The sequence below is a fragment of the Gemmatimonadaceae bacterium genome, assembly GCA_035633115.1.
Lineage (GTDB): Bacteria > Gemmatimonadota > Gemmatimonadetes > Gemmatimonadales > Gemmatimonadaceae > UBA4720.
Genome location: DASQFN010000112.1, coordinates 72,618 through 90,959, shown reverse-complemented (window position 1 = coordinate 90,959; position 18,342 = coordinate 72,618). Strand labels below are relative to the sequence as shown.

Genomic DNA, 18,342 nt, shown 5'->3' with positions numbered 1-18,342 from the left:
TCTATTCGTAGGAATAGTGCAGTGCCGCGCCACGCGCCACATATCGAACCGATGCCCGCAACCGGTTAGCCGGTGCCCGTTCCCGTACCCGTTGGCCGCTACGCGCTAGCCGATGCCCGCGGTCCGTTGCCCGTTGCCCGATGCCAGTTGTCTGTTGCCTGATTTGTTCTACCCGCCGAACCGTCCCCGGAGGAGCGCTCTCAGGTCCAGCAGCGGCCCGCGGGGAGCCGCGTCTCCTTCCTGTGCGGTCGGCGGTATCCCCACGGTCACGCGTTCCATTCTGTCGCGCACTCCTCTGTCGATGAAGCGCGAGAGCTGGTCGAGGGAGTAGTCCGAGCCGCGCCGAGTGGAATAAGCGTTTAACGGATACACGATGCTGAGGTGATTCCGCGCTCGCGTCATCGCAACGTACATCAGCCGGCGCTCTTCGTCCGTCTCCTCCGGAGTCTTGAGACACCGGGCCGACGGGAACCACCCATCCACCGCCCAGATCACGAAGACGGCGTCCCATTCCTTCCCCTTCGCCGAGTGCGCCGTGCTGAGCACGAGGTAGTCGTCCTCCTCGTCTTCACTTGCGCCCGCCAGATCCTGCGTCGCTTGAGGCGGTTCCAGCGCGAGGGCCGAGAGAAACGTGGCCCGGTCGGGGTAGCCGGCTGCGATGTGCTGGAGCTGATCGAGGTCCGCAAGGCGTGGCTCCACTTTGTCATAGCGCTCGCGTAAGACATTGTCATACAACAGGCGGACGCGTGAGATCTCAGCGGCGACGATCGCTTCGTCAGTCGAGCAACCCGAGCGAAGCTCATCGAGAAGAGCGACCAGCGACGCATGCGCCACGCGCGCGCGCGGCGGCGGCTGGTACCTGCCGAATGCCGCAGATTCCCATGCGGCGCTCGCCATAGAATCGATGGCCGAGCGGGCGGTGGATTCGCCGATGCCGGGGAGAAGCAGCAGGATCCGATACCAGCTCACCTCGTCGCGCGGGTTCTCGAGGATGCGCAGAAATGCGAGCACGTCCTTGACGTGAGCTGCCTCGAGAAATTTCAACCCGCCCCACTTCTCGAAAGGAATCTTGCGATTGGTGAGCTCGATCTCGAGGTTGGCCGACATGTAACCCGCGCGGAAAAGAACCGCCATCTGCCTGAGCGGTGTGCCTTCCTCGTGCAGCTCGAGAATCCGGTCCACCACAAAACGAGTCTGTGCCTCCTCGTCCTGCGCCGCCACGAGCCACGGAAGCTCGCCTCCCTTGCGCTCAGTCCACAGGTTCTTGGTGAAACGCTCGGCAGCGCGAGAAATGAGCGTGTTCGTCACGTCGAGGATCGGCGCCGTGGAGCGGTAGTTCTGCTCCAGCGTCACGACGGTGGTGCCCTCGAACTGTTTCGGAAATCCAAGAATGTTTCTGAAGTTCGCGCCGCGAAAGGAGTAGATGCTCTGCGCGTCGTCTCCAACCACGGTGATGTTGCGATGTGTGCTGCACATGCCCTTGAGGATGCGCGCCTGGAGGACGTTCGTGTCCTGGTATTCGTCGACCAGAATGTGATCGTACAGTGAGGCGATTCTTCCTCCAATCTCCGGCGACCCCTCGAGCAGCATTGCCCAGAAGAGAAGCAGGTCGTCGTAATCCACGAGATTCCGCTGCTGCTTTCTCGCGGTGTAGTCGCCATAGATCTTTCCGAAATCCTCGAGGTAATCGACGAACTGCGGGTAGTCGTCGCGGAGGATGTCTTCGATCGATATGCTGGTGTTCAGGTGCCGCGAGTAGACGTACTGGAGCGTCTCCTTTTTCGGAAATCGCTTGCCTTTAGCTGCGTAGCCGAGCTGCGAGCGCGACAGCTGCATCAGGTCGGCGGAATCGCCCTGATCCATTATGGTGAAGTCACGTGGCAGGCCGGCGGCCGCTCCGAATCGTCTCAGGAGGCGATGGCCGGTGGCATGGAATGTCCCGCCGTGCACCTTGCGGCTGCTGCCTCCGACGAGCTTCTCCGCCCGGGAAAGCATCTCCTGAGCCGCGCGACGGGTGAAAGTGAGCAGAAGTATTCGCTCGGCCTTGACGCCGGTGTCGATAAGATGGGCTACGCGATAGATCAGGGTTCGCGTTTTCCCGGTTCCGGCGCCGGCGATGATGAGGAGCGGCCCGCTCCCATGTGTCGCCGCAGCAGCCTGTTGTGGATTCAAATCGGCGGACAGGTCGCGCTGTGAGGAAACGACGATTCTCTCGCGCGTGGCGTAGATCCGAACAGGGCGGGGAGTCACGTCGGTCATCGGTCTCTAATATAGGAGCGGGGCACGGGATCGCCCCATGGTGAAACGGATCCAGCGGATTGAACAAGTTCGACGATACGGAGGACTGGATCCGGGGCGTCCAAGAAGGTAGCATCGAGCCGCACGCGCCTTGGCCACGTTGCTCGACGCGCCGCGCAACGACTACTACATTCGATATTCGGGTCGGTCCTTTCTCGCGGGCAGGCTGGTGTCGGACCTTCGTGCTCAGCTCCAGGCCACACTCGGCGACATTTACACCATCGAGGACGAGCTCGGAGGCGGCGGAATGTCCCGTGTGTTCGTGGCTCTCGAGCGTTCCCTCGATCGCCGGGTGGTCATCAAGGTGCTTTCCGCCGATCTTGCGGCTGCAGTATCCGCCCAGCGTTTCGCGCGTGAGATCCGGCTCGCAGCTTCGCTTCAGCAGGCGAACATCGTTCCTGTATTGTCGAGCGGCGAGATTGCGGGAACCCCTTACTATACAATGCCCTTTGTCGAAGGGCAGTCTCTGCGTGAACGGCTCCGTCGTGAGCTGGCTGTAAGCATACCGGAGGCAGTGAGCGTTCTTCGCGATGTGGCGCGAGCGCTGTCGTACGCGCATGAGCACGGCGTCGTACATCGCGATATCAAACCCGACAACGTGCTGCTCTCGGGGCACGCAGCAGTCGTCACGGATTTTGGAATCGCCAAGGCTCTTACAGCAGCACGCCAGGCGGACCAAGGTGGAAATTCGCCCGTCACCACGTTTACCCAGGCAGGAATGGCGATCGGCACGCCCGCATACATGGCGCCCGAGCAAATCGCCGGTGATTCGGACATCGATCATCGCGCGGATTTCTACTCGTTCGGATGCCTTGCGTACGAGCTGTTGACCGGGAGCCCGCCGTTCGAGGGTCGATCAGCCGGTCGGCTGCTCGGAGCGCATCTCAGCGAGCGGCCCACCGGCGTCGCTGAGCGGCGCTCCGATTGTCCGGTGTCTCTCGCGCGGCTTGTGATGCAGTGTCTGGAAAAGGATCCCGCGCGACGCCCGCAATCAGCGGCCGAGATTCTCGCTGCGCTCGACGCCGACGCGTCGGGTGGCCGCTTCAGGCTCCCGTATCTGCGTACGCGTCGCGATGTGATGGCCGCCGCCGCGATCCTCTTTGTTGTCGCCGTGTCGATTGCATTCGCAGCGGTGCGGACGCAGCTCGGCCGTTCCGGAGGACCGGTGACGAAATCCATTGCCATCCTTCCCTTCACCAACGAGGGTGGCGACTCGACTCAGGAATATCTCTCGTCCGGAATGGCAGACGGTCTCGCGACAGCGTTGGGAAAAGTTCAGGGAATCCGTGTAGTCTCACGTACGCTCACGTATCGCTATCGCGGAATTCGGGAGATCAACGCACAGAATGTAGGAAAGGCGCTCGACGCCGGTTACGTGGTGCATGCGACTGTGCGCCGTCTCGGCGACCGACTTCGCGTGTCGGCGCAAGTGCTGAATGCGTCCGACAACAGTGAGTTCTGGTCGGAGGATTATGAGCGCGATGCCCGGCAGGCATACTCGATTCAGGACGACCTTGCAGGGGACGTTGCCATCGCGCTGCAGGGGACGGCGGTAACTGGTGGCAGCGCGGCCATGCTTCGTACCGTCACGAGCAGTGGAACCTCCGACGCAGAAGCGTACGATCTCTATCTGCGGGGGCGGTATCTGCTCGAGCGAAGAGGGGCCGGCGTAGCGCAGGCGATCGAGAATTTTGAGCAGGCCATCGCCAGGGACAGCACCTTCGCGCGAGCATACGCGGCTCTCAGTGTCGCACTCGAGCTACTTCCGTATTTCAGTGCCGTTGACCCTCGGGCAGTCGGCATCCGTGCCATACCTGCCGCGAAACGCGCGCTGGCGCTCGATACGACGCTCGCGGAGGCCCACACAGCCCTGGGTATGGCCTACTCGGATTCGTACCAGTGGGATCGGTCGTTCGCCGAGCACCGGCGGGCCGTTGCGCTCGATCCCCAGGACGCGTCTGCTCGCGTGCAGTATGGACGCATCCTTCACTATACAGGTCATGTGTCGGAGGCGAAGGCACAATTCGAACGCGCCCGAATGCTCGATCCGTATTCCGCAGTGGCGTCCGGCTGGTTGGGACACTTGTTGTCGCTCACGGGGCACAACGATGAGGCGGTCATCGAATTGAACCGGGCAATGCAACTGGATTCTGTCAATCCGCCGGCACTGTTCATGGCCGCGCAGGTCAACCAGCTCACCGGCGATACCGCTAAAGCGCGGATTCTGACCGAACGATTGTGGAATCGAGTACCGCAGTGGCGGAACTCCGCGGCCGGAATTCTGGCTCGACTCGGGTATAAGGAACGTGCCGTGACAATGCTCGAGGCGAATCGCACGCTCGACGAGCAAGGCCGCGTCCGACACGACTTCGCCCGTCAGGGCTTCGGAGCGATGCTTTATCTCGCCCTCGGCGACACCGCATCGGCCTTGAGCGCTCTCGAGCGTTCGGCCGCCCTCCGCTACAATTTTCCCACCAACTACTCGCTCAGCGAAAGGGAATTCGATCCACTGCGCAGGAGCCCGCGGTTTGCCGCGGTCGTTCGCAGCGTCGGACTCGACGAGAGAATCTTTACGTCTCCAACGGGAGGGCGTCCCCAATGACGAGAACACGGTGTTTCTTGAGTGCGGCCGCATTCCTTTCTCTGAGTGCCTGTGCGTCAATGCCTGTTCCGCAGCGTGAGGGCTTCATCGCAGTCGAAGGTGGACGCGTGTGGTACCGCGTCGTGGGCAGTGGACCTGACACCCCTCTCCTCCTTTTGCACGGTGGTGCGGGCGTCAATCATTTCTATCTCAAGCCGATGGCCGGAATTGCGGCTGACCGCCGGGTGATTTTTTACGATCAGCTCGGCGGCGGCAAATCCGATCGACCGACTGACACGACACTGTGGCGGATGGAGCGATTCGTCGATGAGATCGGGCGGGTGCGCGAAGCCCTGGGTCTCAGCGAGGTTCATCTCTACGGACATTCCTTTGGAGCGAGGCTCGCTGTTGCTTACATGGCGACAAAGCCGAAGGGAGTGCGCAGTCTCATTCTCGCAGGACCGGCGCTCACTCTGAGTCGATTTCAGCGGGACCGTGACAGTCTGATGCGCACGCTGCCGGATTCTGTGTACAGTGTGATGGTCCGGCACGAAAGGGACCAGACGACCGATGCGCCGGAATATGTGAAAGCACGTCAGATTTTCCTGAATCACTTTCACGCTCGCCGCCTGCCGTGGTCAGTCGACCTCGATAGTGCCGTGGCGCTGAATAATCCAGCCATCGCCGGATACATGCGGCGTGGCCGTCCTCCCGGAGACTGGACAAGTCACCTCGCTGACATCGCCGTGCCGACATTGTTTACGGTGGGGCGCTACGATTCGTCGACGCCCGCTGCCGGGCGCTATTACCAGAGCCTGGTACCCGGTGCCGAGCTCGTCGTCTTCGAGCAGAGTGCTCACCTTACGATGCACGACGAACCCGAACACTACAACGCAGTCCTCCGGGCGTTCCTACGAAAGGTGGATCGCGCACGGTAGCCAGCAGGCGCTAGTTGCGCCGATACAACGAGTCTCGAGCGACGGCGCGAACTAGGAGAGAGTTGCCGATAGCGCAGCTGCATCCACGACGACGGGCGCGAGATCGAATAGATCACCAAACGATCCAGCGATAATTTCACCCGCGGCGTCGAGCGTCAGCGCGGGAAGGCCAGACGACGCTTCTATCTCCCGCTCGATGGAAGTCATTGTCACACCCTCGATGCCGCAAGGAATTATCAGATCAAAGTAGGACAACTCGGTCGTGACGTTCAGCGCGAAGCCGTGCCATGTCACCCAATCGCGCGTGTGAACTCCGATGGACGCGATCTTTCTACCCCTCGTCCACACTCCTGTGAAGCCGGGGTTTCGCTCTGCAGGGATGGAATAGGGAGCGAGCGTGCGAATCAACGCTTCTTCCACCTGGCGGAGATACCAGTGCAGGTCGACCTTGTGTCGCTTGAGATCGATGATCGGATACCCAACCAGCTGGCCGGGCCCGTGAAATGTCACGTCGCCGCCACGCTCCACCTCGAAAAGCTCCACGCCTCTAGAGGCGAGATACTCCGGACTCGAAACGAGATTCCGCGACTTGGCAGATCTTCCGAGGGTTACGACAGGAGGGTGCTCGACCAGCAGCAGGATGTCTTCCGGAATCGCTCCGCTGATACGCTCTGCGGCAAGGGTGCGCTGAAGTTCGAGGGCCTCCTCGTACGGCGTCAGTCCGAGCGATACAATCCAGAGCTCACGGGCGTCAGTTTTTTCCGTCACGGCGGCGTCAGGCGTGAATCAATTTGCCGACCGAATCGAGGCAGGCCTCGGCCACCGCCTCAGACAGAGTCGGGTGGGCGTGAATCGCCAGATCGACTTCATCAACGGTGAACTCATTCGCCCGCGCGACGACGAGCTCGTGCAGTATCTCGGTCGCGTGCGATCCAATGATGTGCGCACCGAGTATCTCGCCGTACTTCGAGTCGCGGATGATCTTGACGAAGCCCTCAGTCTCGCCCGAGGTACGCGCCCGCCCGTTAGCGGAGAAAGGAAACTTCCCGACCTTGAACTCGAGCTTCTTCTCCTTGCACTGCTGCTCGGTGAGGCCGACCGACGCGACTTCAGGGTGGCAGTAGGTCGCGTTGGGAATGTTGCCGTAATTCATCATCTGCACGTGCGGATCTCCGGCGAGGAGCTCGGCCAGCACCACGCCTTCGCGTGATCCCTTGTGCGCCAGCATTGGAGGTCCGGCAACGTCGCCGATTGCGAAGATGCCTTTTGCCGTGGTCTCCATCCGATCATTGATCTTGACGAAGCCCTTGTCGGTGAGCTGAACGCCTGCCTCCTTGAGGCCGACGTCCTCCACGTTCGGAGCCCGCCCGGCCGCGACCAGAACCTGCTCGACCTCCAGACTCTGGGTTTTTCCGCCGACATCGAGCGACATGGTCACCGAATTCCTGGCCGCCTTGACGTTGCCGATCTTGGCTCCCGTAATCACGTCGATTCCGCGCTTCTTGAAGCTCTTAGCCAGCTCAACCGAGCAGTCGCCATCCTCCAGCGGAAGAATCGCCGGCATCACGTCAATCAGCGTGACCTTCGTGCCGAATGCGTTGAAGACGTCGGCAAACTCGCATCCCACGGCGCCCGCGCCTACGATCGCCATCGTTTTCGGCGCGCGCTCCAGAACGAGAGCTTCATCGGAGGAAATGATCGTTGTCTTGTTGAGCTCGAGGCCGGACTGGGGGAGTCCTTTCACGCGCGAGCCGGTAGAGATGACGATTCCCTTTTTGGCTTCGTGTTTTTCCTCCTTCCCGTCCGCGGTCTTCACGGATACTGCGTTCTTTCCAGCGAGCTTTCCCGTCCCCTTGATGTTCGTGATCTTGTTTTTCTTGAACAGGAATTCAACGCCTTTCGAGTTCTGCGTGCTCACGGCACGCGAGCGCTTCATCGCAACGCCGTAGTCGAACTTTGGCTCGCTGACTGTTATCCCGAAGTCGGCGGCCCTTCGCACCTTGTTGGCGAGAGAGGCGGACTCGAGAAGCGCCTTGGCGGGAATGCATCCCCAAAGAACACAGGTGCCGCCCAATCCCTCTTTCTCCACTACGGCGACGGACATTCCAAGCTGCGCGGCCCGAATGGCGCCGACGTACCCAGCCGGCCCGCCACCGATAAAGATCAGATCGTATGAAGCCATTTAGTCATTACCGAGAGGGTTCAAAGAACCAGCAGGAGCGGATTCTCAATGAGGCGCCGCAGCGCCTGCAGGAAACGCGCTCCCGTTGCGCCATCGATCACACGGTGGTCGCAGCTCATTGTCACGCGCATGCGCTGGCGCACGGAGATGGTGCCGTCGACGACAACCGGCTTGTCCTCAACAGCACCCACGGCGAGGATCGCGGACTCGGGTGGATTGATGATGGCGGTGAAGTGCTCGATATCGAGCATTCCAAGGTTCGAGACGGAGAACGTCGACCCTGTATACTGCTCGGGAGTGAGCTTGCGATTGCGCGCGAGCTCCGCGAGATGTCGCGCCTCCCGTGAGATGTCGGGTAGACTCTTGCGGTCAGCGTCGAAGATGACCGGCGTGATCAACCCTTCCTCGACGGCGACGGCCATCGCGACATGCACGCGGTTGAAGTGCCGAATACGATCTCCCATCCAGTGCGCATTGACTTCCGGGTGATCGGCGAGGGCATTCGCGACGGCTTTGAGGACAATGTCGTTGAACGACACCTTGAATTCTTCGCCGAGCTCCTTGAACGCCGCCCGCATCTCGGACGCGCGGACCATGTCGAACTCCGCGGTGAGATAGAAAGTCGGGATCGGCCCGAGGGATTCCGACAGACGTCGCGCGATCGTCTTCCTGATCTGCGTGAGCGGCACGTCCTGGAAATCGCCTTCGCGACTGATGATTCGTTTTGCGGGAGCGGCAGCTGCAGCAGCAGGCTTGGGACGAGCCGCGGCGCTCGCCACGGCGCTCTCGATGTCGCGCTTGATGATTCGTCCACCCGGGCCCGAGCCGCGAACGAGTGACAGCTCGATTCCGCGGTCGGAGGCGAGACGACGTGCGAGCGGTGAAGTGCGCTGGCGTCCGTTCCCTCCGCTCCGAGGCTGCGCGGGAGCAGGCGATGGCGGTGAGGGCGCCGGCGGTGTTTGCGCGGCGCCGGCTTGGTCCCCGCCGGACGCCGACGGCGGCGGCTTCGGGGGAGCTGCAACCGCAGCCCCTCCGCCCTCGCTCGGTTGTGACGCCTCCTGTTGAGGTGTTGAAGCTTCACCCTGCGACTCGGCCGGAGCCGCGGGCGCGGCGGCTGCGGGCGCCGCGGCTCCCGCCTCCGCGATCAAAGCATCGATGTTCTCCTCTGCCGGCGCGATCACCGCGAGGATTGTCCCAACCGGCGAGGCATCGCCTTCGTTGGCGAGTCGCTTGCGCAGCACGCCGTCCCCGCGGGCGACAAGCTCCATTATCGCCTTGTCGGTCTCGACCTCGGCGAGAACCTCACCTGACTTGATGGCATCGCCTTCGTTCTTCAGCCATTTGACGAGGCGCCCCTCCTCCATTGTCGGCGAGAGCGCTTCCATTACGACTTTTGTCGCCATCGTCAGGCCAGGTACATGACTTTCTTCACGGCAGCTATCGCCTTCGGCGCATCCGGCTTTGCTGCGCGCTCGAGATTCTTTGCGTAGGGCATCGGAACATCTTCCTGATGGACCCGCAGGACAGGGGAGTCGAGGTCGTCGAAGCATTCCCGCTGGATGAAGTCGACGACCTGCGCACCAACACCGCAGATCTCCCATCCTTCCTCCAGAACCACCGCGCGATTCGTTTTTCGCACAGAGGTCGCGATCGCCTCGATGTCGATCGGCCTCACGGTGCGCAGGTCCACCACGTCGACCGCGATTCCTTCCTTGGCGAGAGCGTCCGCAACCTGCAGCGCGACCAGCACCATTTTTCCATGCGCCACGATGGTGCAAGCGTCACCTTCGCGCTTGAGATCCGCTTTCCCAAGCGGGATGGTGTAATCACCCTGGGGCACTTCGCCCTTGGTGTTGTAAAGCATCTCGCCCTCGAGAAACACCACGGGATTGTCATCGCGAATCGCCGACTTGAGAAGTCCCTTCGCGTCGGCAGGGGTCCCGGGTGTGACGACCTTCAGTCCCGGGATGTGTGCGAGCCAGCTCTCCCAGGCCTGGGAGTGCTGCGCTGAGAGCTGAAGGGCCGAGCCGTTGGGACCGCGAAAGACCATGGGCATCGGAAACTGTCCGCCGGACATGTAAAGCATCTTCGCTGCTGCGTTCACGACCTGATCGATCGCGAGAAGAGCGAAGTTCCAGGTCATGAACTCGATGATGGGCCGCAGGCCGACCATCGCCGAGCCAATACCAACTCCCGCAAATCCGAGCTCGGTGATCGGCGTGTCGACAATCCGCATCGGCCCGAATTCGTCCAGCAGTCCCTTGGAGACCTTGTACGCGCCATTGTACTGAGCGACTTCCTCGCCCATCAGGAAGACGCGATCATCCCTGATTAGCTCTTCACGCAAGGCTTCCCTCAGAGCGTCTCGATACGTGAGGACTGGCATTGTCAGCTCGTGGTGTCGACGAGTACGTCTTCCCACAGCTCGCTCAGCGGCGGCTCGGGACTCTTGTCGGCGAAATCCCATGCATCCTGGGCGATCGCCTTCGCCTCGTCGTCCATTTTCTTGAGTTCTCCATCAGGAAGCTCGCCGCCTGCGTGCATCTTCTCGCGAAGCACGAGGATCGGATCCCGCTTCATGTTTTCCTCGAGCTCTTCCTTAGTGCGATAGGTGCCGCTGGCGGCGTCGGACATCGAGTGACCCATGAAGCGATAGGTGCGCATCTCGAGTAACGTCGGCTGCCTCTGCGTTCTTGCGAGGTGGAGCGCTCTGCCGACCGCGTCGCGCACGGCGAACACATCCTGCGCATCCACTGACTCGCCGGGCATTCGGTATGCCGCGCCGCGAGCCGTGACATCTTCGTTAGCGGTCGCGCGCGAAATCTCAGTACCCATCCCGTAACGGTTGTTCTCGATGATGAAAACACAGGGCAGCTTCCACAGGGACGCCATGTTGAGCGCCTCGTGGAACGCGCCGATGTTGACGGCTGCCTCGCCGAAGAAGCAGACGCAGACCTGATCGCCGCCGCGGTACTTGATCGCCCAGCCCACGCCGGCCGCCAGAGGTACGTGACCGCCGACAATTCCATGTCCACCGAGGAAATTGAGGCTCTTGTCGAAGAGATGCATCGAGCCCCCTTTTCCTCCGGAGCAGCCGTCCTGTCGCCCAAACAGCTCGGCCATCACGGACCGTGGACTCATTCCGCGCGCGATAGCCTGGCCATGGTCCCGATAGGAAGTGACTACGTAGTCGTCGGGGCGAAGCATGGACATCGTCCCCGCGGAGATTGCCTCCTGTCCGATGTAGAGGTGGCAAAAACCGCCGATCTTCCCGAGAGCATAGGCTTCGGCGCAGCGCTCCTCGAATCGTCGCTGGATCAGCATCGACCTGAGGAGATCCTTTCTGAGGCTCGCCTGATCGTCCGCGGGCTGTCCGTTGTTGCCGGCTGAGGCTGTCGACGGAGCCTGAGTCTGAGTGTCGGGCGGAACCTGCGTAGTCATACGCCGGCCGCCTGGACCTGCTCCCACGCGTGGTAGCTCGAGCGCACGAGCGGGCCGGATTCGACATGACGGAAGCCCATCTCCATGCCCGTTTCGTACAGCTCTCTGAACTCGGCGGGCGTGTAGTAGCGGTCGAGGGCGATGTGCTTGTCGGACGGGCGGAGATACTGACCAAGCGTGAGGATATCCACGTCTACCTCACGCAGATCGCGCATTACGGCGACAACTTCCTCGAATGTCTCTCCCATGCCGAGAATCATCCCTGTCTTCGTCGGTATTTCCGGAGCGACGCGCTTCGCGAAACGGAAAATCTCCAGCACTCTCGGGTAGCGTCCGCCCGGTCGCGCTTTCTTGTAGAGGCGGGGGACTGTCTCCGTGTTGTGATTGTAGATCTCCGGACCGGCATCGAGCACCGCGCGGATACTCGCTTCATTTCCCTGAAAATCAGGAACGAGAACCTCGACGGAGCAGCCCGGCACGAGCTCGTGAATCTTCCTGATCGTTTCCGCAAAAATCCAGGCGCCGAAATCGGGGAGGTCATCGCGATCGACAGACGTGATGACGGCGTGCTGAAGCTCCATCTCGGCGATTGCCTGCGCCACTCGTGCGGGTTCTTCGATGTCGTATTTGGGTGGACGCCCGTGAGCAACAGCACAGTACGCGCAATTGCGTGTGCAGATGTCGCCCAGAATCATGAATGTGGCGGTGCCATGCTCCCAACATTCGCCGACATTGGGGCAATGGGCCTCCTCGCAGACCGAATGGAGGTCGAGCTCACGCATTAAATGCTTGAGCCGTATGTAGTTGGGACCGCCCGGTGCCTTGACCTTGAGCCACGAAGGTTTGCGCTCCGGCAAGGGCTCCACCCGATGGCGGCCCATTATCTGGTATAGCGCTTCGCTCATTGGTTCAGGGGAATCTACGCTAAAAGCGGTCGGGGCGAAATTGAGTGATGTCGTGGGGGACCGGGTCGCCCGCGATGATGGTGGCAACCACTTCCGCGGTCAGCGGAGCGAGAAGTATTCCGTTCCGCGAGTGGCCGCAGGCGTAGATGATATTGGGGTGGTTCGGATCTGGTCCCAGGAGCGGCAGAAGGTCCGGCGTCACGGGGCGCAGTCCCGCCCACGCACTCTGAACAGGAGTGATGCTGAGCGCCGGCGCGATTTCCTCCGACGAAGATCGGACTCGCTCCAATCCTTCATTCGTTGTGCTCGGGTCGAACCCAACGCTTTCCATTGTCGTACCGGCAATGGTCTGGAGATTCACGCGCGGGACGAGATAGCCGCGCGGACCATAGACAGCGTGACGCAATCCAATCGCGTCATAAGCAATGAGCTGTCCCCGCGATGGCTGCACCGATGCGAGCAGCGGAAGTCCGCCGATCATCGTTGACCACGCTCCTCCGGCGATCACGACCCACGCAGATTCGAACGATTCGCCTCCTGCTACCTCGACGCGTGGTCGCCCGCCGTCGGGCTTTACCTGCAGCACCGTGCCCTCGAGCCGGGTAACAAGCGGTGAAGCGTCGACGAGCGCGGCAAGCGCGCGCAGTAGTGTCACATTGTCGACGGCTCCATCCTCCGGATTCAGAACCGCACCAATCGCGTGTCCGAGCGTCGGCTCGAGCTCAGCGAGAGGACCGCGCTCGATCCACTCGCTTCCGGGCAGTGCCACCCGGCGAAGACCTCGGACGCCTGCTTCCGTCAGGGCGACCTGGAGAATCCCAAGCCGATTCAGAGGGACTCTGATGCCAGTGAGCTCCGCCAGCTCCTCGACGTAGGCCGGATAACGGTCCCGCGCGGCAATGGCGAAGTCGTGCGCCGGTGCGACCGCGCGCTCAATCGACGGTGCGAGCATACCCGCGGCAGCCGATGAAGCCTCGCCGGCGCGCTGATCACCGATGAGCAACACCGTCAGGCCGCGCTGCGCCGCCGCAGCGGCAGTGGCGAGCCCGATGATTCCGGCTCCCGCAATCGTCACGTCGCGTGCGGTGCTCATGGCTGAAACCGGGGCACGAGCATTATCGTAGTGTACACATTCCCGCAATGGAGAAGATCTCGATGCTCAAGACAATACTGATGACTGGCCTGATGGTGATGCTCGGCATTTTCGCTTTGGGCCTGGTGTTCAGCATTTTCGGCACCCTGATCGGCGTGACTTTCTGGCTGCTCGGCTTCGCAATCAAGGCGCTGATAATCGGCGGAATCGCTTACCTCGCGATTCGCATATTCTCTCCGGACACTGCGCGCCGTCTGCGAGAGCGGTGGTCGGGAACGAGCATCGATAGGTATTGATATTCCGGCAGCGCGGGCGATGACAAGTCGCCGGCAAGAATGATTCGCGGCTAGGCGGGGTTGGGGCGGTCGAGCTCGTCCGCCACCGCCCAGGCAAGCAGGGGCACCATGATCTCATGGTGCCCTGTTATTTCGTACCCCGATCCACCGGCGCTGGTTGGCCGTATTACGACGTTCACGCGTGGGCGATAGTGTCGGATCATATCGAGGTCGCACGTCGTGAAATCAACAGGCTTCGACGCATTCAGATTCCGCGCAATTGTCAGCGCCTTCAGAAAAACCTCCGGCATGATGACCGCACTGCCGAGGTTGAGCACAACGCCGCCATCGTGAAGGGCGGGTAGAGAGGCGGCGAGCCGTCTGAAATCGCGATGGCTCGTGTCCCCGATTGCGGCGCCATTCGCCGCGGGGTGCTGGTGTATGATCTCAGCGCCGAGTGCGGCGTGGACGGTGCAGGGAATACCGAGTCGCTCCGCCGCCAGAAGAAGTGACATCTCGGGATGAGCCAGTTGTACCTGCTGGAGAGCCCTTGCAACGGATTCACCCATTCCCCAGCCGTTCTCCATTCCAGCCACGAACGCTTCGTTCATCCCGCGACCTGTCTCTTCCGCCATTCCGAAAGTCCCATCGACCAGGCCTCGCGCGACATCCTCTGACGTAGCGCCGAACCGTGCGATCTCGTAATCGTGGATAGCGCCGGATCCGTTCATCGCCAGGTGCGTGATGACGCGCCGCTCCATGAGGTCGATGAGCAGAGGAGCTACTCCGGTCTTTACGATGTGCCCGCCAAGCATTACGACTACCGCGCGCCGCTTGCGAGCAGCCGAGGCTATCGCGGCAACGACCGCGCGAAAGTCGCCCGCCACCAGTACCTCGGGAAGACTCGCCACGAATGCCGAGAAGGACCGATCATTTCCGGGGGGCCGCGCGAACTCTTCGGTCCTGACCTTGTTCGGTCGCATCTCGACCGGAACCGTGCGAACGGCGGACAGGTCGGCTTCGGGAACGGACGAGCGCGATACCGCCGGCAGCTCGTCAGGAGCTGTCGAGCGCTCGGTGTCTAGGGCGCTTGAGCCGTCGCCAGGGAGTATGATCTTAGGTAAAGATTGAGTGATCCGAACGCGAGCTTCGACTTGATCTGCACAATCATTCGCGCAGAGTCGTCAGTTATCCATACCTCTGCGTGTCCTTCCTCGGAAAAGATACCCTTCGTCTTGATCACCGGCTGCAGGACGAGCGCGTTGAAGCTTCCTGCCGGCACTGTTATCCGCTCACGTCGCAGGACGCGAATCCTCACCGGATTTCTATCGGGAATGAAATAACGACTGAAATCGTAAGTCTGGCCAACGGTCAGTGGGATCGTTCTGACGAAATAGAGAAACGACCCGTCATCGAGCGGCTGCTTGACCGTAGGGAGCGTGCGGGTCGGCTTGTCGTTCCGCTCGTGGACGTAAAGTCCGCGGTCCGGATAGATCTCGTACTTCTGGTCGCGCTCGGTAGTACCCTCCTCGAGCATCTTCACGAAACGCAAAGAGTGGAAGCTCTCCGTGTCGATCCAGCTCTCGTAGATGTCGTTCACGCGATAGAAGAACGTGCCTCCCTTGACCCAGAATACGGTATGCCAGGTGTCGCGGCCACGGACTGACTCAATGCCGCGTACTTCCATCGCGCTGCTTCCGACCTTGAGCGTTCCGAGGCGGACGTCGAAGTTGAGGCGCTCGCCGGGCCCAAAGGGGACCCGCATTGCGCGCTGGTCCGAGCTCGCAGGCCGAGCCTGAGCGGACTGAGGTGCGGGAACCTGCGACGGCTGCGTGGCGACAGTCGGCGATGCGACCGACAAACCGGCCACGACACCGAGGATTCTTACGCTCGACTGATTCATGGGCTTGTCCTGCGCGCCCCGGCAGGCTCCGCCTTCGTTCCTGTTTCGCCGCCGGTCTTGATTGCCGCAGGCGCGGGCGTGGACGCGACGATCTTCCGCCCACGTGAAGCCCAGCCGAATCGGTAAAGTGCCATGCCTGCGGAGACTGGTCGGATCCTGCTTTCGCGCACACGAATGTCGTAGCGTGGAGCGAGTGTGACACGCTCAACCCGACGGGCAAGTGGAGCAGTGTTCATCAGCAGCTCGACGTTTGCCGCCCATCCCTCGCTCGTAACGAGGGGTTTCTCACCGAACGATTTGATGAGCTCCCGCAGCAATGAGATCCGGTACAGGCGGTATCCATTGAAGGGATCGGCCACACCCTGAATGTCGACGAAGAACTTCAAGGTCCACGGAGCCAGCGTGAGCAGGCGACGAACGCTCGCCGGCGCCTTCGCGGCTTCGCGCTCTGAGATGACGATGTCTGCGCCGCCCTCGAATCTCTTTATCAGCTCAGGGAGATGCTCCGGCTGATCCGTAAAGTCTCCCTGCATCAGGATCATCGCGTCCCGGCGCGGGTAGCGTGTGCGCCTGGAGACCTCGCGACACAGCCGGTCGATCGCGTGAGCGTAACCCTCGCGTGTCTCGCCGTGGAGAACGGTCAGTGGCGCAATTTCGGCGTATGGTAGCAGCCGGTCAGGCGTCTCGTCGGTGCTTCCGTCGTCGTAGACGACAATCTCATACTCGCGCGAGTATGCCTGGAAGACCTTGCGAATACGCCACAGCAGAACACCGATTGTAGGCCCTTCGTTGTAAGCAGGAATGCAGATGTAGAGCAATGTGCCTCAATGACTTGGCTAATTCGCGGGAGCCCGCAAGATAGACGAGCACTAAAGGTTCTCGCCACCGAAAACTAGCTGGTAGTACACCGTTTCAGTCTCCCGGGTCATCGTCTCGGCGCTGAACATTCCTGCGCGAAGGCGAGCTGCCGCAGCCAGCTGCGCCCGAGCCGCCTCGTCGTCGATCAGCAGCTGCGCGGCACGCGTAAAGCCTGCAAGGTCGCCGGGAGGGACGAGCAGGCCGCTCACCTCGTGTTCGATGACCTCGGCAATTCCACCGACCGCGAACGCGACGGGCGGTACGCCCACCGCCATCGAGTCGATCACGGCGGTTCCGAGTCCTTCTGCGCGCGAGGGATGCCAGAGCACGTCCATCCCCGCAACGGCAGGTATGATGTCCTCGATAAATCCCGCGGAAAAGCCGGCCACGCCGCCAATTTCGACGCGACCGTCCCGATTTCCTCCCAGAAGAAGGATTCGCGTGCGCTCGCGCGCAGCGGGTTCGAGGTGAGCGGCAATCGCCGCGAGACTCGTCACCCCTTTCTCGGCTGTCATCGCACCGACAACTCCGCAGATGACGGTGTTGCCGGGCCAGCCTAGCTCTTCCCGCCAGCGTCGCGGGACCAGTGCCGCTGGAGGATTCTCGACTCCGGAATGCACAACGATGATGCGATGCGGCTCGATTCCACCTTCGATCATCGCGTTTTTGACGGCGTTGGAGACGGCGACGAAACGCGTTACACGATTCCCGTATTTGAGCCTCGCGGCTTTTGGAACGAATGGGACGCGCCGCGTGACCACGAGTGGTGGCGCCTTGCGTCCGATCAACGACACGCGAGCTATCGCATGCGAGCGCGCGTCGTGCGCGTGAACGATGTCAGCGTCGAATTCGCGAACGCGTTTTCGAACGCTTCGCGCTGCACGGAGATCCAGGTCCGCCTGCATCGGGGTCGGCTCTGCCTCGAGCCCCGCGAGCGCCGCGCGCCTCAGCAGTGGAGAGTCCGGCGGCGCGATGATCAGCGGCTCGTGGCCTCGCCGCATCAACCCCGAGGCGAGCAGCAAGACTTGTCGCTGACCACCGCGCCACTTGCGACCGGAGTCAATGTGAAGAACTCGAAGCCGCTTCAACCCTCTTCCAATCGGTTCGCGAACGCCCGGAAAATTCCGCGGTCCCACGGCTCGGGAGAGTCGTTCATCTCTTCCGGATGCCATTGTACGGCAATCGCCCACCAGCCGTCGTCCTCACTTTCGACGCCCTCGATGATTCCATCCGGCGCCCGGGCGGTTACCCGCAAGCCCACAGCGGGCTCGAGGATACTCTGGTGATGCAGCGAGTTCACGCGTATCTGCGTCGCGCCGACGGCCGCGGCGATCCGTGAGCCTGGCTCGATCGTCACCTCGTGCGCACGCGCGTCGCGAGTCTCCCCGGAATTGTGGGGCAGGGCCTCGGGCACGCAGGACGCAATATCCTGTATGAGCGTTCCTCCGAGGGCGACGTTGAGAAGCTGCGGTCCCCGGCAGATTGCAAGTACGGGCTTTCGCATCTCGCGCGCCGCGTGCACAAGCGCTATTTCAGTCTCATCGCGAACGCGGTTTACCGTGCCGAGGTGCTCGTGCGGAGCGTGGCCGTAAAGCGCGGGGTCGACGTCCTCACCTCCAGTCAGGACGAGGCCGTCGACCGCAGCGATTATTGTGCGCGCCGCAGCTGGTGATGAAAGAGGTGGAACTACGAGTGGTATGAGCCCTGCTATCTCGAGCGCGGTTACGTACGCGGAATTGAGTCGAACACGATGAGCACCACCGAGTCGGGTGTCGCTCGTCGCAGTGACGGCTACAGTATGGGCCGCTCTCAGCGTGGCATCATCGGGCCGGGAGTCGGAAATCCTGTGCGTGAGAGTGGATGACACG

The 18,342-nt window shown here is 61.8% G+C and carries 16 protein-coding genes; 3 read left to right on the top strand and 13 right to left on the bottom strand.

What is annotated here, in order from left to right:
• Positions 1-168: 168 nt before the first annotated feature.
• On the bottom strand, positions 169-2,259 hold the full coding sequence (locus tag VES88_16145) for an ATP-dependent helicase (GenBank protein ID HYN83018.1): 2,091 nt from the start codon (positions 2,257-2,259) through the stop codon (positions 169-171).
• Between the two features lie 130 nt (positions 2,260-2,389).
• Here VES88_16145 and VES88_16140 point away from each other — a divergent pair, with 130 nt between their 5' ends.
• Complete coding sequence (locus VES88_16140; protein ID HYN83017.1) at positions 2,390-4,900, top strand: protein kinase; 2,511 nt, start codon at positions 2,390-2,392, stop codon at positions 4,898-4,900.
• A gap of 59 nt (positions 4,901-4,959) precedes the next feature.
• Positions 4,960-5,817, top strand: a complete 858-nt coding sequence (locus VES88_16135; protein HYN83016.1) for a proline iminopeptidase-family hydrolase — start codon at positions 4,960-4,962, stop codon at positions 5,815-5,817.
• Positions 5,818-5,868: 51 nt separating this feature from the next.
• Here VES88_16135 and lipB read toward each other — a convergent pair whose 3' ends face one another.
• Genes lipB through VES88_16100 form a run of 7 tightly spaced genes read right to left on the bottom strand, consistent with a single transcriptional unit; the run spans position 5,869 to position 13,438 of the window.
• Positions 5,869-6,585 carry a lipoyl(octanoyl) transferase LipB gene (gene lipB / locus VES88_16130; GenBank protein ID HYN83015.1) on the bottom strand — a complete coding sequence of 239 codons (717 nt, stop codon included), beginning with the start codon at positions 6,583-6,585 and terminating at the stop codon, positions 5,869-5,871.
• Between the two features lie 7 nt (positions 6,586-6,592).
• Positions 6,593-7,999, bottom strand: coding sequence for a dihydrolipoyl dehydrogenase (gene lpdA, locus VES88_16125; GenBank protein HYN83014.1), 1,407 nt, complete (start codon positions 7,997-7,999; stop codon positions 6,593-6,595).
• A gap of 20 nt (positions 8,000-8,019) precedes the next feature.
• On the bottom strand, positions 8,020-9,402 hold the full coding sequence (locus VES88_16120; protein ID HYN83013.1) for a dihydrolipoamide acetyltransferase family protein: 1,383 nt from the start codon (positions 9,400-9,402) through the stop codon (positions 8,020-8,022).
• Between the two features lie 2 nt (positions 9,403-9,404).
• Positions 9,405-10,385 carry a pyruvate dehydrogenase complex E1 component subunit beta gene (locus VES88_16115; protein ID HYN83012.1) on the bottom strand — a complete coding sequence of 327 codons (981 nt, stop codon included), beginning with the start codon at positions 10,383-10,385 and terminating at the stop codon, positions 9,405-9,407.
• Positions 10,386-10,387: 2 nt separating this feature from the next.
• Positions 10,388-11,440, bottom strand: a complete 1,053-nt coding sequence (gene pdhA / locus VES88_16110; GenBank protein ID HYN83011.1) for a pyruvate dehydrogenase (acetyl-transferring) E1 component subunit alpha — start codon at positions 11,438-11,440, stop codon at positions 10,388-10,390.
• Entirely contained in the window at positions 11,437-12,321 is an 885-nt protein-coding gene (lipA, locus tag VES88_16105) for a lipoyl synthase (protein HYN83010.1), read from the bottom strand. Before lipA ends, pdhA begins: the two co-directional genes overlap by 4 nt.
• 43 nt (positions 12,322-12,364) lie before the next feature.
• A complete protein-coding gene (locus VES88_16100) occupies positions 12,365-13,438 on the bottom strand; it encodes an FAD-dependent oxidoreductase (GenBank protein ID HYN83009.1) in 1,074 nt (357 codons plus the stop codon).
• Between the two features lie 62 nt (positions 13,439-13,500).
• Between VES88_16100 and VES88_16095 the strand changes: the two genes are divergently transcribed.
• Positions 13,501-13,734 (top strand): hypothetical protein, encoded by a 234-nt coding sequence (locus tag VES88_16095; GenBank protein HYN83008.1) that lies wholly within the window; start codon positions 13,501-13,503, stop codon positions 13,732-13,734.
• A 50-nt stretch (positions 13,735-13,784) separates the two neighbouring features.
• Here the strand turns inward: VES88_16095 and VES88_16090 are convergent, their stop codons facing one another.
• The 5 genes from VES88_16090 to VES88_16070 form a co-directional block, all read right to left on the bottom strand.
• Complete coding sequence (locus tag VES88_16090; GenBank protein HYN83007.1) at positions 13,785-14,696, bottom strand: hypothetical protein; 912 nt, start codon at positions 14,694-14,696, stop codon at positions 13,785-13,787.
• A 98-nt stretch (positions 14,697-14,794) separates the two neighbouring features.
• Positions 14,795-15,616: a DUF3108 domain-containing protein gene (locus VES88_16085; GenBank protein HYN83006.1), complete on the bottom strand. Its 822-nt coding sequence runs from the start codon at positions 15,614-15,616 to the stop codon at positions 14,795-14,797.
• Complete coding sequence (locus VES88_16080) at positions 15,613-16,434, bottom strand: glycosyltransferase family 2 protein (protein ID HYN83005.1); 822 nt, start codon at positions 16,432-16,434, stop codon at positions 15,613-15,615. The genes VES88_16085 and VES88_16080 overlap by 4 nt, the downstream gene beginning before the upstream one ends.
• A gap of 51 nt (positions 16,435-16,485) precedes the next feature.
• The gene (locus VES88_16075) at positions 16,486-17,562 is read right to left on the bottom strand and encodes a glycosyltransferase family 4 protein (protein ID HYN83004.1); all 1,077 of its coding nucleotides are present in this window, start codon (positions 17,560-17,562) and stop codon (positions 16,486-16,488) included.
• A complete protein-coding gene (locus tag VES88_16070; protein HYN83003.1) occupies positions 17,559-18,341 on the bottom strand; it encodes a gamma-glutamyl-gamma-aminobutyrate hydrolase family protein in 783 nt (260 codons plus the stop codon). The genes VES88_16075 and VES88_16070 overlap by 4 nt, the downstream gene beginning before the upstream one ends.
• Position 18,342 lies beyond the last annotated feature (1 nt).

Excerpts from the sequence above, each read along its gene's own strand:
- VES88_16145 (HYN83018.1), bottom strand. The coding sequence starts at position 2,259 with ATGACCGACGTGACTCCCCGCCCTGTTCGGATCTACGCCACGCGCGAG.
- VES88_16135 (HYN83016.1), top strand. The coding sequence starts at position 4,960 with ATGCCTGTTCCGCAGCGTGAGGGCTTCATCGCAGTCGAAGGTGGACGC.
- lpdA (HYN83014.1), bottom strand. The coding sequence starts at position 7,999 with ATGGCTTCATACGATCTGATCTTTATCGGTGGCGGGCCGGCTGGGTAC.
- VES88_16120 (HYN83013.1), bottom strand. The coding sequence starts at position 9,402 with ATGGCGACAAAAGTCGTAATGGAAGCGCTCTCGCCGACAATGGAGGAG.
- VES88_16115 (HYN83012.1), bottom strand. The coding sequence starts at position 10,385 with ATGCCAGTCCTCACGTATCGAGACGCTCTGAGGGAAGCCTTGCGTGAA.
- pdhA (HYN83011.1), bottom strand. The coding sequence starts at position 11,440 with ATGACTACGCAGGTTCCGCCCGACACTCAGACTCAGGCTCCGTCGACA.
- lipA (HYN83010.1), bottom strand. The coding sequence starts at position 12,321 with ATGGGCCGCCATCGGGTGGAGCCCTTGCCGGAGCGCAAACCTTCGTGG.
- VES88_16100 (HYN83009.1), bottom strand. The coding sequence starts at position 13,438 with ATGAGCACCGCACGCGACGTGACGATTGCGGGAGCCGGAATCATCGGG.
- VES88_16095 (HYN83008.1), top strand. The coding sequence starts at position 13,501 with ATGCTCAAGACAATACTGATGACTGGCCTGATGGTGATGCTCGGCATT.
- VES88_16090 (HYN83007.1), bottom strand. The coding sequence starts at position 14,696 with ATGCGACCGAACAAGGTCAGGACCGAAGAGTTCGCGCGGCCCCCCGGA.
- VES88_16085 (HYN83006.1), bottom strand. The coding sequence starts at position 15,616 with ATGAATCAGTCGAGCGTAAGAATCCTCGGTGTCGTGGCCGGTTTGTCG.